Source organism: Roseibium algicola (genome assembly GCF_001999245.1).
Lineage (GTDB): Bacteria > Pseudomonadota > Alphaproteobacteria > Rhizobiales > Stappiaceae > Roseibium > Roseibium algicola.
Genome location: NZ_CP019630.1, coordinates 4,238,990 through 4,252,286 on the forward strand (window position 1 = coordinate 4,238,990; position 13,297 = coordinate 4,252,286).

Here is a 13,297-nt window from a genome sequence, read left to right on the forward strand (position 1 = left end):
TGGCAAAATCATTGGCCGGGAGGAAACGCCGGCCGGACGTCCTATTCATGAAAATGGTCATAGACCAGTTTGGCAATCGCCTCGGAAATGCCGGGCACGGCGGCCAAGTCGTCGACCCCTGCCTTGGAGACGGCCTTGGCCGTGCCGAAGTGGCGCAGCAGGGCCTTCTTCCGCGTCGGACCAACACCCGCGATCTCATCCAGCGGGTTCCTGGTGATGTCCTTCTTGCGGCGGGCCCGGTGGCTACCGATGGCAAAGCGGTGCGCTTCGTCGCGCAGGCGCTGCACGAAATAGAGGACGGGGTCGCGCTCGGGCAGCATGAAGGACTGCCGGCCGGGGATGAAGAATTTCTCCCGTCCGGCATCCCGGTCGGGCCCCTTGGCGATGCCGACGAGCGGGACATCGGTGATGCCGAGGCTTTCCAGAGTCTCGCGGGCCGCTGTCAGCTGGCCCTGGCCACCGTCGATCAGGACCAGTTCCGGCCAGGCCGGTACGCCGGTATCGGCAGGGGCCGTTTCCTCTTCGCCCTCATCGGTATCCTGGAGGGCTGGGTCGACCGCCTCCGGTTTGCTGTCTTCGCGGGCATGTTCCTTCAACAAACGGGAGAAGCGCCGCGTCAGCACTTCGCGCATCATGCCGTAGTCGTCGCCCGGGACGAGATCCTCCGACTTGATGTTGAACTTGCGGTACTGGCCCTTGGCGAAGCCTTCCAGGCCGGCAACGATCATGCCGCCCACCGCATTGGTGCCCATGATGTGGGAGTTGTCGTAGACCTCGATCCGGCGCGGCGCTTGGGGCAGGTCGAAAGCTTCCGCGACGCCTTTCAGCAAACGGGCCTGGCTGGAGGTTTCCGCAAGTCTGCGGCCGAGCGCCTCGCGTGCATTGGTCAGTGCGTGGTCGACCAGCTCCTTCTTTTCCCCGCGTTTGGGGCAGGCGACGTCGACTTTTCGGCCTGTGCGTTCGGAGAGCGCCTGCGCGAGAAGGTCCTGTTCGCTCAGTTCGTGGGAGAGCAGGATCTGCCGTGGAGCCGGTTTGTCGTCATAGAACTGCGCCAGGAAGCTTTCCAGAATATCGGCTTCCTCGAAGGACTTGTCGGCCTTGGGAAAGTAGGCCCGGTTGCCCCAGTTCTGTCCGGTGCGGAAAAAGAACACCTGCACGCAGGTCTGGCCGCCTTCCTGGTGGATGGCGAAAACGTCGGCTTCCTCGACCGACTGCGGATTGATGCCCTGATGCGCCTGAATGTGCGACAATGCCGACAGGCGGTCGCGGTAGATGGCGGCGCGCTCGAACTCCAGATCGGCGGACGCGGCTTCCATCTGCTTTGCAAGCTGAGTCTTGATCAACTGGCTGCGGCCGGAAAGGAAGGCCTTGGCCTCCGACACCAGGCCGGCATAATCCGCCGGATCGATTTCCCCGGTGCAGGGGCCTGCACAACGCTTGATCTGATACTGCAGGCAGGGCCGGGAGCGGTTTTCGTAATAGCTGTCCGAGCAGGTCCGGATCAGAAAGGCTTTCTGAAGCGCATTGATGGTGCGGTCGACCGCGCCTGCCGAGGCAAAGGGTCCGAAGTACTCGCCCTTGCGCTTGCGGGCACCGCGATGCTTGACGATCGCGGGGGATTCATGGTCACCGGTCACCAGGATATAGGGAAAGGACTTGTCGTCGCGCAGCAGCACGTTGAACCGTGGCCGAAGGCGCTTGATCAGGTTGGCTTCCAGAAGCAAGGCTTCCGGCTCTGTCTGGGTGACGACGAATTCCATCGACGCCGTCGCCAGGATCATGCGCATGATCCGGTTGGACTGGCCCTGCAGACGCGTGTAGCTGGTGACCCGTTTCTTGAGGCTGCGGGCCTTGCCGACGTAGAGAACCTCGCCGTTTTCGTCCAGCATCCGGTAGACGCCCGGCCCGTTGGGCAGGCGCTTGACCTCGTCGGCAATGACCTCGACACCCTTGCGTGCGGGGGCATTGCCGGTCTCCGGCGCGGATACGGCGCTTTTTCCAGAATCAGTATCGTCCTGCATGCCAGACATTTAAGCCGCGCAAGGCAATAGGGAAAGAGGCGGGTGCGGCGAAGCGGTGCTCTGCTGCCAACCGGCGGCCAAAAATGTCTTCAGGAGGTGTGACCCAGCACATAGACGGTGGCGATATAGGCGCAATAGGCCGCCGTCATGACTGCGCCGGATATACGGCCGAGACAGATGCGCATTCCAGCCAGGATTGTCAGCAGGATCGCACAGGCCAGCATCACCCAGATATCCAGCTTGAGGACTTCCTGCGGCACGTCGATCGGCACGATGACGGCGGTGATGCCGATGATGGCAAGCAGATTGAAGACGTTGGAGCCGATGACGTTGCCAATGGCGACGGCACCATGCTGGCGAATGGCGGCCATGACCGTGGTGGCAAGTTCGGGCAAGGAGGTGCCGAGGGCGATGACGGTCAGGCCGATGACGGCTTCGCTGACGCCCCAGGAGGTTGCGATCGACGTTGCTCCACTGATGGTGAAATGCGCACCGAGCGGCAGACCGACCAGACCGAGAAGAATATAGGCAAGCGCGATCCAGACGGAATCGGGAACATCCTCAACCTCGTCCAGGCCATCATCGTCTTCCATCGGGATATCGGCAGCGGCGGCGCCCGCGGATGCGGCGGCGATGGCTTTCTGCTCTTTCCTGTGCTTCTGCGCCATCATGGTGGAGGCTGCAAGGAAGACACCGAGCAGTGCCAGAAGAATGAGGCCGGCGGTCAGGCCGATGGGCGTGAAGAAACAGAGCGCCATGAAAACAATGGTGACTGCGACCATAAACAGCGCATTGCGCGTTGCGCCGGTTTCACCACACGGGGTTGCCGCAATTAGCGCGGGCATGCCCAGAACCAGAAGCACGTTGGCGATGTTGGAACCGACCACATTGCCGATGGCGATGCCGCCGGCGCCTTCCAGCGCGGCTTTCAGGGAAATGACCAGTTCGGGAGCAGAGGTGCCGAAGGCGACGATGGTCAGACCGATGACCAGATTGGGAATGCCCAGACGCTGCGCAATACCGACCGAACCCCTGACCAAGACATCGCCTGCGATAATCAGAACAACAAGTCCGCCTGCGAGGCTGATGTAGTCAAAGAGCATTTACGAATTTCCGGTTCGGGTCAGTTTCAATCTTCGAAGGCGGCTTCAATGTGGCAGCGCCAATGTTCAACTTGGCGCCTTATACGCAATAGATCGGTGAGGGGAAAGCCGCGGACAAGGATCTTTCTACCGGCCAAATGGGGTTCCTGAATGCAAATTGCAATTGTCTTTACGGGTCTTTCATCCTGTCAGAATGTTGCCTCCATTTGTCATCAAAACTCCCCATTCTCAATCCTGATCCGCCACAAACGATCTCCATATCTTGTCACTGGGGGAGAGTGAGGACGCGGCTGTATACCCGTCCAACTCGCAACTGGCCGGCAGTTTCCGGCCAACGCACTAATGGATAAAGTGGATCTGGAGTACTCAAATGAAACGTCTTGCACTTGCTGGCATGGCCCTGACAGCCGCGACGGTCGCATCGGCGCCTGTCCTGGCTGCGGATTTGCCGCAGTCGCCGGCACCGGCCTATGAGGCGGTTCCGGCTCCGCAACAGAGCATCGATTGGACCGGCCTTTATGTCGGTGGCAATCTCGGATGGGCTTTCGGCCAGTTCGACAACAAGGCCGGCAACAACACCGGGCTTGGAGTGGATGCCAACGGCATCGCCGGCGGTCTTTACACCGGTTACAATTTCCAGGTGACGCCGAACATCGTGGTCGGCGCGGAAGCGGACTTCAGCCTGACCGACCTGGAAAAGTCCAAGTCCAACGGTGGCCTGACCCTGCGGTCCAAGTCTGACTGGAACTCCAACTTCCGTGGCCGTGTCGGTTACGCCTTCGACCGTTACATGGTCTATGGCGCCGGCGGTCTGGCGATTGCCGACCTGGAAGTTTCCGGCAATGGCGACACGGACAGCAAGACCGCCCTGGGCTGGACCCTTGGCGCAGGTGGCGAAGCAGCCATCACCAACAACATCAGCGCCAAGCTGGAATACGTCTACCAGGATTTCGGCGAACAGGATTTCAACCTGAACGGAACCGGCGTGAGCTCGGATTTCAACAATTCGCAGGTTCGCATGGGTATTGGCTACAAGTTCTAAGCCAGCCTCCCGGCCGATACGGAAAACCCGGTACCGCAAGGTGCCGGGTTTTTTCTTGTCTGCTTTCCGGGTGTCTTCGGCCGGCTGCGGCAAAGAGAAGCGGCTGACGGGCGAACAGGCGGCCGGCGTATACAAGACGATACAAGTCGTTACAAGCTTTTCAGAATTTCGCCCCAGTACCGTGTTACTTAAGGGACCTGACGTTAAGTGCCGGTGCCCGGGTGACTTCCTTACACCCCGCTAGTCCGGCCCTTCAGGTGGAGAGGCGAATGCGGTTTCTGATGCGCGGACTTGTCGGTCTGGCATTGATGGCGATCATGATCGGGTTTGCCGGTTTTGGCGGCTACCGTCTGTATACTGCCATGACGGCAGAAGAGACCGCGCAGCGACGTCCTGCCCGCGAACGCAGCTATTCGGTCAATGTCGCCGAGCTGACATCGCAAACCGTCGCGCCTGTCACGACTGCCTACGGCCAGGTGGAAAGCTGGCGGACGCTGGAACTCAGGGCCAGCTCGGAAGGCAGGCTTGTCGAGGTTGCCTCCAAGTTTCGCGACGGTGCCGCCGTCGCAAAGGGCGAACTGCTGCTGAGGATCGATCCGGCCAATGCGGAATTCCAGGTGCTGGACGCGGAAGCGGCCCTTGCCGATGCCGAGGCCCAGAAGGCGGAAGCCGCGGAAGCCATTGTCGGTGCCGAGCAGGAACTGGAAGCAGCCCGGCGCCAGCTGGACTTGCGCAAGCAGGCGCTGGAGCGCCAGCAGCAGCTGAGGGACAAGGGTTATTCCACGGCCGTACAGGTCGAGACCGAAGAACTGGCCGTCGCCTCCCTCGAACAATCGCTCAGCAATCGCCTGCAATCGGTCATCACTGCACGCAAGCGCATCGAGCGGATGGATCTGACGGTCAAGCGAGCCCGGCTCGCTCTGGACGATGCCAGGCGTACCCTGGAGGAAGTCACTCTGACGGCCCCCTTCACAGGCTACCTTTCTGAGGTCAACGCCACGCTGGGGCGCCGCGTCAGCTCTTCGGAGACGCTGGCCCTGTTGATCGATCCGGCGGCGCTGGAAGTTCGTTTCTCGCTGTCGACCGACGAATTTTCCCGGCTGCTGGATACCAGCGGAAGTCTGGTGAAGGCACCCGTCACAGCAGTCCTGCAGCTGGGAGGCCGGTCGATCGAGGTTCCAGGTACCATTGACAGGGCCGCGGCCGTGGTCTCTGAAGGCGAAGCGGGGCGAACGCTGTTTGCGACGCTGGATCTGGAGCCGGGTACGGTGCTGCGGCCGGGCGACTTCGTGAAGGTGAATGTGCTTGAACCGGAGCTGACCCGTGTCGCGAAGGTGCCTTCGGCGGCGCTCACGGAAAACGGCCGCATGCTGATCGTTGGCGAAGGGGATCGGATCGAGGAAATCAAGGCGACGATCCTGCGCCGGATGGGCAATGAAGTCATCGTGGCCAATGTCCCCTTTGGCGCTGATTACGTGCGTGAGCGCTTGCCGCAGCTTGGCACCGGTCTGAAGGTTACTCCTCGGCGCAACACCGGGGGGCAGGATGACCCGCAACCTGGCGAGCCAGCGACGGCGCAAGCGCTGGAGGCAGGCGAAGCGCGTCTCTCCGGCGACCTGGTGGCGCTGGAACCTGAACGACGCGCGGCGCTGATCGATCAGTTGAACAGGTCCGACATGCCGGAAAACCGCAAGGCCAGGCTGCTTGCCCTTCTGAACAAGCCGATGGTGCCGAAAGAGCTGATCGAACGGCTGGAGCATGGCGGCGGCAACAGCGGCTGAACACCGCTGCAAACCCTGTCACATCCGACCTGATATTCTGATTGGAGTGTCCCGACATGCGTTCTCCTGGCGGATCGCAATTTGCCTCGCTGCTGGACTACATGGTCCGGCACCGCACAGCGGCGAACCTGCTATTGGCCATGATGCTGATCAGCGGGTTCGCGGCCTCGACGCAGATCCGGACGCAGTTCTTTCCCGATTTTGTCCGCGAGGAAGTGGACGTCGTCGTCAATTGGTCGGGCGCGGGGCCCGAGGATCTCGACCGGGCCGTTGTCGAAATCCTGGGGCCGCAACTGCTTGCCATCAACGGTGTCGACGAAGCCACATCCGTTGCGCGCGAGGGCCGGGCCAGCATCGAACTGGAGTTCGAGGACGGCTGGGACATGGGCCAGGCAACCGACGAGGTGAAGGCCGCCGTCGATCAGGCCCGCTCCAGCCTTCCCGAAGGCATTGACGAACCGGTGGTCACCCGCAGCGTCTATTCCGACCGGGTGACAGATGTCGTCATGTATGGGCCGGTCGATATCGACCAGCTTGCCCGCTTTGCCGAAGATCTCCAGACCGTCTTTTTCCGCCAGGGCGTCACGCGGGTCACCATTCGAGGACTGGAAGACCCGATCATCCGGGTGAATGTCGGCGAGAACATGCTGGTGCGGCATGGTCTGACGCTTGCCGAAATCGCTGACGTTGTTTCGGCGGAGATGGAAACGACGCCCGCGGGCGATGTCGCCGGCAGTTCCGCCCGGCTGCGTACCGGCCAGACCCGGCGCAGCGAGCAGGAGCTGGGAGAGATCGTTCTGAAAGCGCCCTCGCAGGGGGAAAAGCTTGAGCTGCGGTCCGTTGCGGACATTGTCACCGAAGGGGTGGAAAGCGGCCGGGCCTATTATCACAAGGGCATGCCGGCGGTGGTTCTGCGGGTCAGCCGCAGCGCCCAGGGAGACACCATCGAGATCCAGCGGGCCGTAGAACGGATCACGACGGACTTCCAGCACACCCTTCCAGAAGGTGTTGTCGTTCAGCTGACCAACACCCGCTCGCAGGCGATCATCGACCGACTGGACATCCTGGTTGAAAACGGCATCTTCGGGCTGGCCCTGGTGCTGTTGTTCCTGTTCCTGTTTCTTTCAGCCAGAACGGCCTTCTGGGTGGCCGCCGGAATTCCGGTGGCGATGGCCGCCACGATCGGCCTGATGTATGTCTTCGGGATCACGCTGAACATGATCTCCGTGTTCGCGCTGATCATCTGTCTCGGCATCGTCGTGGATGACGCCATCGTGGTCGGCGAGCATGCCGACTTCCTGCACAGGCGCGGCTATTCGCCAGCGGAAGCCGCCAGTCTTGCGGCAAGGCGCATGACGGCACCGGTCTTCTGCGCCTCCATCACCACGCTGATTGCCTTTGTCGGGCTGGTTGCCATCGGTGGGCGCTTCGGCAGTCTTGTGGCCGATATTCCCTTTACGGTGTCGGTGGTGCTGATTGCCAGCCTGGTGGAATCCTTCCTCATCCTGCCGGCCCACATGAACCACGCGCTGAAGGCCAGCAAGAAGAAACACTGGTTCGACCTGCCCAACCGCCTGTTCAACCGGGGCTTCGTCTGGTTCCGGGAAAAGCTGTTTCGCCGGTTTGTCGGCTGGGTTCTCGCCGTGCGGTATCCGGCTATCGGCTTTGCGCTGATGGTCCTGGCGCTGTCGCTCACCTTGGTTTTCGACAAGTCGGTTCGCTGGCGGTTCTTCAATGCGCCGGAACAGGCGGTGGTTTCCGCCAGCATTGCCATGATGCCCGGGGCAAAACGCGATGACACCAAGGCGATGATTGCGGAGATGGAACGCGCGCTTGACGTGGTCAACCAGCGGTACGGCGAGCAATATGGTGCCGAACCGGTGGTCTTTGCGCTCTCCACCGTCGGTGCGACGGCGGGGCGCGGCCTCATGGGGGCAGATACCAAGGATGCCGACCAGCTTGGCGGGATTTCCATAGAACTGCTCGACCCCGACCTTCGGCCCTATTCGGCCTTTCAGTTCATCGGCGACTGGCGCGAGGAGATCATAAATCCGCCGCTTCTGGAAACGCTGGCCCTGCGCGGCGAGCGCTCAGGCCCGGGGGGCGACGCGATCGACATCAAGCTCTACGGCAACTCCACGGAAAACCTGAAAGCTGCTGCCGAAAGCCTGAAGCAGTCTCTGGCGCCTATGGAAGGCGTCAGCGCGCTGGAGGATACGCTGGCCTATGACAAGCCGGAGCTGAACCTGACGCTGACACCACGCGGCGAAGCCCTTGGCTTCACCACGGAGGAAATCGCCCGCATTCTGCGCAACCGGCTGGAGGGCATCGAGGTTGCCGAGTTTCCGATCGGCAGGCGAACGGCAACGGTGAAAGTGCTGTTGCCGGATGAGGAAACGGATGCCGCGTTCCTCTATTCAACGCGGGTGCGCACCGATGCCGGCACCTATGTTTCCCTGAGCGAGATTGTGAGCATCGACAGCACCTACGGCTTTGCCTCGGTCCGCCGCAGCGACGGGCTGCGCACGCTGCGGGTCTTCGGGGATGTATCGGAGGACAATCCGGCAGCCGCTGCCCGAGTGACCGACATGCTGCAGAACGAGCTTCTGCCACAGCTTGCCGCCGACTATGACGTCGAAAGCGAGATGAGCGGGCTGGCGGAGCAGGAACGCTCGTTCCTCTCCGATGCACTGATCGGCTTTGCCATGTGTCTGGCCGGCATCTACCTGGTGCTGTGCTGGATCTTCGAATCCTGGACCCGGCCGCTGATGATCATGATCATCATTCCCTTCGGCTGTGTCGGCATGATCTGGGGCCACTACCTGCACGGCATTCCGCTGTCGATGTTCTCCGTGGTCGGTTTCATCGGCATGGCGGGCATCATCATCAACGACAGCATCGTGCTGGTGACCACTATCGACGAATACGCCAAGGACCACCCATTCCGGCAGGCAGTGGTCAACGGTGTTTGCGACCGGTTGCGGGCGGTCGTGCTGACGACTGCAACGACAGTGTTCGGCCTGGCGCCGCTCCTGTTCGAAACCAGTCGCCAGGCCCAGTTCCTGCTGCCGACAGTCATCACGCTGGCCTACGGGCTGGGCGTCGGGCTGTTCCTTGTCATCCTTCTGGTGCCGGCTCTGCTGGCGGTGCAGAAGGACTTCGGTCAGGCGATCACCAGTGGCAGGCGCCTGCTCAAGCTTCGGGGCAGGGCACCGCTTTCCGGCGGACAGGCGTGACCGCAGGGGGAGGGGGTAGTGATGGACTGGAGCAAAGCCTGAAACCGGATCGGAACACCTGATCCAATCCCGACGTCTTACCAGAAAAGTACCTGATCAAGGTCAGTTCAATCAATCGTGGAAGGAGACACGCATTGGACCGTCGTTGGCTGGGCGATCGTGCCCTGTCTGTGCCCGTTCTCAGCTTGGGGACGGCGAGTTTCACGTCCGGGCCATGGTCTGGCAATGATGCGGGTGCAGCCCGGCGTCTTGTCGACATCTGTCTCGAGGAGGGGCTGAACATGTTCGACACCGCGGACGTCTATGCCGGCGGAAATGCCGAAATGGTGCTCGGACAGGCACTCAACGGGCGCCGGGACAAGGTGATCATCTCCACGAAGGCGGGTTTGCGGACCGGGGCGGGCGAACATGACGTGGGCAGTTCACGCGGCCACCTGCTGACTGCTGTCGAGGGAATGCTGAGCCGTCTGCGCACCGACTATATTGACCTGTTCCAGCTCCATGCGTTTGACGCAATGACACCGGTCGAAGAGACCATGGAGGTGCTGGATGACCTGGTGAAAGCGGGGAAGGTTCGGCACCTGGGTGTCTCGAACTATGCCGGCTGGCAGTTGATGAAGTCTCAGGCTGCGGCACGATACAACGGTTGGCAGCCGCTGGTGGCGCACCAGGTGTATTATTCGCTCATCGGCCGCGATTACGAATTGGAATTGATGCCACTGGGCCTGGATCAAGGCGTTTCAGCCCTGGTGTGGAGCCCGCTTGGGTGGGGGCGCCTGAAGGGTGGCGGGAAGCACGCTTCAGCAGGCCGGCACAAGGACGCAACCCCGGACTATGCACCGCCTCTTTACGACGAAACCCTTCTGGAGCGCGTACTTGCAGCGTTGGGGGAGGTGGCTCGTGACACAGGCAAAAGCGAAGCCCAGGTCGCACTGAACTGGCTTCTGCAGCGGCCGACCGTGGCTAGCCTCATCATCGGCGTTAGCAGCGAAGCTCAGTTGCGCAACAACATGGAGGCCACCGGCTGGGAGATGGATGCCGAACATATGCGTCTGCTTGACGAAGCCAGCACCACTCCCGTTCCCTATCCGTATTGGCACCAACGCGCATTCCCGGAACGCAATCCGCAACCGGTCTGATCATCGTTTCATCCCATGCCTGAGGGGCGGGTGTGAAAGTCCTAACTGGATCAGAAGGGTCAGATTGCGGCCAATGTCACATGCCGGTTTGCGGGAGCATGCCGAGGCCATGCCATACGGCCTGATCCCGCGTTTGGGGGCATTCAACATGCCGAAATGCTCGAATAGCATGCAGTGTCTGCGAGACAAATCTGAAAGGATGGCTGCTCACGAAAGGTGATGTAACGGATCCCGGCATCGTTGCAGCTAGGCTGGCGAGCACGTTTCCCACCCGGCAGCAGCATCCACAGTCCCCGACCTGCGTTGCTTCAACGCCTCCTTGCAAGCAGCCCGGTTCGCGGCTTTGTACTTCGCTTGAGCCCTATGGCTCATGCCTCCCAGGTTATCAATCCGGGTTTACGCAGTGGATCCCTCTTTCGATTTGTGCAAAACCGCATCATGTGCTTAATTTTTACGCGAATATTAACTGGGGACTAACCCCGTCGATTTTGATATATATAGTACAGGTTGTTTACCTGTGTGGTTCCAAATGAGTGATCATCAGTTCAATACCTCGGTCAGGATGGGCTCCGAACGGAATTTCGGGCTGGTCTTCGCTGCGGTCTTTTTGCTGATCGGGCTGTGGCCGGTCACTGGTGGCGCCGCGCCGCGATGGATTTTGCTATCCCTTGCGGCTGTTTTTATTGCCCTTGCCATGTTTGCGCCGCAGAGCCTGCGCCTACCCAACAGGTTGTGGTTCAAACTGGGTCTGCTGCTTGGTGCCGTGATGGCGCCGGTGGCGATGGCGGTTGTCTTTCTTTTAATCTTCATTCCCATCGGTCTTGCGATGCGAGCCAGCGGGAAGGATCCGCTTTCAAGGAAAGTGGATCCGAATGAAAAATCTTATTGGATTCCCAGAACCGACCAGCCGAAGTCCATGAAACTGCAATATTAGGACAAAAATACCGGCACGGTTCCCAGACAAAGCAAGGAATTGCCTCTATGTCGATGATCGCCGAATTGTGGGGTTTTCTGCGTGATAGGCGGAAATTCTGGCTTTTGCCAGTTTTCATTGTACTGGCGATTTTCGGAGCGCTGATCGTGCTCAGCCAGGGCTCGGCGGTCGCCCCCTTCATCTATGCGCTGTTCTAGACCAGTGACCGCGATCCTGGGGATCTCGGCGCTGTATCACGACAGCGCCGCTGCACTGCTGGTCGATGGCCGGATTGTGGCCGCCGCGCAGGAGGAGCGCTTTACCCGGCGCAAGCACGATGCGGGCTTTCCCGCCCATGCCATCGCCTATGTGCTGGACGAGGGCGGGCTGGACCTTGCCAGCGTCGATCACGTTGCGTTCTACGACAAGCCTTTCCTGAAGTTCGAGCGCTTGCTTGAGTCCTATCTGGCCTATGCCCCGCGTGGTTTCAATTCGTTTCGGATGGCGATGCCGGTCTGGCTGCGCGAGAAGCTGTTCCTGAAGGACCTGCTGAAGCGAGAATTGAGCCTTTTCGACCCGGGCTTCTCCGTGGACAAGCTGCTGTTCGCCGAACATCACATCAGCCATGCCGCCAGTGCCTTCTACTCGTCACCCTTCGAAGAGGCGGTGGTGCTGACCATCGACGGGGTGGGGGAATGGGCGACGACCACGGTTGCGATCGGACGCGGCAAGGATCTGGAAATTCAGCGCGAACTGCATTTTCCGCATTCGCTGGGCCTGCTCTATTCCGCCTTCACCTATTACACCGGCTTCAAGGTGAATTCCGGCGAATACAAGGTGATGGGTCTGGCCCCCTATGGGCAGCCGCGATTTCGCGACCTTATGCTGGATCGGATCGTCGACGTAAAGCCGGACGGCTCGTTCCGGCTGGATCAGCGCTACTTCAACTACGCGGCGGGTCTGACCATGACCAGCAAGGCCATGGAGGACCTGTTCGGCCACCCCGTGCGCCAGCCCGAGACGGAACCGCTGACACAGTTCCACATGGATATCGCCGCCTCTGTTCAGGCCGTGACCGAGGAGATCCTGCTGCGCATGACCCGCGCGCTGGCGCAGGAATACGGGATTCCCTCGCTGTGCCTTGCCGGCGGGGTGGCGCTGAACTGCGTGGCCAATGGCAAGATCCTGCGCGACGGTGCCTTTCGCGACATCTGGGTGCAGCCGGCGGCGGGCGATGCCGGGGGCGCGCTCGGGGCGGCGCAGGCCGCGTGGCATATGGAACTGGGCCAGCCCCGACAGGCAAAGCCCGGCGATGCCATGCGGGGCGCCTATCTGGGTCCAGCCTTCGACGACGACCGGATCGCGGCGGATCTGACAGCGGCGGGGGCCAGCTTTACCCGGCTGGACGAGGGTGAGATCCTGGCCCGCAGCGCACAGGCGCTGGCGGATGGCAAGGCCGTGGGCTGGTTTCAGGGACGGATGGAATTCGGGCCGCGCGCCCTTGGCAACCGATCTATCCTTGGCGACCCGCGCTCGGGCTCCATGCAGAAGTTGCTGAACCTCAAGGTGAAATACCGCGAGAGCTTCCGGCCCTTCGCGCCCTCTGTCCTGCGCGAGCATGTCAGCGAGTGGTTCGATCTGGACGGGGACAGCCCTTACATGCTGCTGGTCGCCGATGTTGCCGAACGTATCCGGCGCCAGATGACGTCCGAGGAGCAGGCTCTTTTCGGCATCGACAAGCTGAACATCCGCCGCTCGGACATCCCCGCCGTGACCCATGTCGATTATTCGGCCCGCGTGCAGACCGTGCATCGCGACACCAACCCGAAATATCACGCGCTGATCTCCGCCTTTCACGACCTGACCGGCTGCCCGCTGCTGGTCAATACCTCGTTCAACGTGCGCGGAGAACCGATCGTCTGCACTCCGACCGACGCCTTCCGCTGCTTCATGGGCACCGGGATCGAGATGCTGGTCGCCGGCAATTGCCTGCTGGAGAAAGAGGCGCAGGACGCCTCACTGCACGAGAATTACGAAAACATGTACGAACTGGACTGACCGG

At 61.2% G+C, this 13,297-nt stretch carries 9 protein-coding genes; 7 read left to right on the forward strand and 2 right to left on the reverse strand.

Annotated features, from left to right (window positions below):
* Positions 1–41 precede the first annotated feature (41 nt).
* Together uvrC and B0E33_RS19565 are read right to left on the reverse strand one after the other, a co-directional pair.
* Positions 42–2,021 carry an excinuclease ABC subunit UvrC gene (uvrC, locus tag B0E33_RS19560; RefSeq protein WP_077293470.1) on the reverse strand — a complete coding sequence of 660 codons (1,980 nt, stop codon included), beginning with the start codon at positions 2,019–2,021 and terminating at the stop codon, positions 42–44.
* Between the two features lie 89 nt (positions 2,022–2,110).
* Complete coding sequence (locus B0E33_RS19565; protein WP_022998053.1) at positions 2,111–3,124, reverse strand: calcium/sodium antiporter; 1,014 nt, start codon at positions 3,122–3,124, stop codon at positions 2,111–2,113.
* Positions 3,125–3,494: 370 nt separating this feature from the next.
* Here B0E33_RS19565 and B0E33_RS19570 point away from each other — a divergent pair, with 370 nt between their 5' ends.
* The 7 genes from B0E33_RS19570 (at position 3,495) to B0E33_RS19595 (ending at position 13,293) form a co-directional block, all read left to right on the forward strand.
* Positions 3,495–4,166 (forward strand): outer membrane protein, encoded by a 672-nt coding sequence (locus B0E33_RS19570; protein WP_055655843.1) that lies wholly within the window; start codon positions 3,495–3,497, stop codon positions 4,164–4,166.
* A gap of 269 nt (positions 4,167–4,435) precedes the next feature.
* Positions 4,436–5,947 carry an efflux RND transporter periplasmic adaptor subunit gene (locus B0E33_RS19575; protein WP_077292142.1) on the forward strand — a complete coding sequence of 504 codons (1,512 nt, stop codon included), beginning with the start codon at positions 4,436–4,438 and terminating at the stop codon, positions 5,945–5,947.
* Between the two features lie 56 nt (positions 5,948–6,003).
* Entirely contained in the window at positions 6,004–9,183 is a 3,180-nt protein-coding gene (locus B0E33_RS19580) for an efflux RND transporter permease subunit (RefSeq protein WP_077292143.1), read from the forward strand.
* Positions 9,184–9,317: 134 nt separating this feature from the next.
* Positions 9,318–10,322, forward strand: coding sequence for an aldo/keto reductase (locus tag B0E33_RS19585; protein ID WP_077292144.1), 1,005 nt, complete (start codon positions 9,318–9,320; stop codon positions 10,320–10,322).
* A 529-nt stretch (positions 10,323–10,851) separates the two neighbouring features.
* A complete protein-coding gene (locus tag B0E33_RS19590; protein WP_156912444.1) occupies positions 10,852–11,256 on the forward strand; it encodes an SxtJ family membrane protein in 405 nt (134 codons plus the stop codon).
* 47 nt (positions 11,257–11,303) lie between these two features.
* A complete protein-coding gene (locus tag B0E33_RS31140) occupies positions 11,304–11,453 on the forward strand; it encodes a DUF5989 family protein (protein WP_022998046.1) in 150 nt (49 codons plus the stop codon).
* Between the two features lie 4 nt (positions 11,454–11,457).
* Complete coding sequence (locus B0E33_RS19595) at positions 11,458–13,293, forward strand: carbamoyltransferase family protein (protein WP_228148030.1); 1,836 nt, start codon at positions 11,458–11,460, stop codon at positions 13,291–13,293.
* The last annotated feature ends 4 nt before the right edge of the window (positions 13,294–13,297 follow it).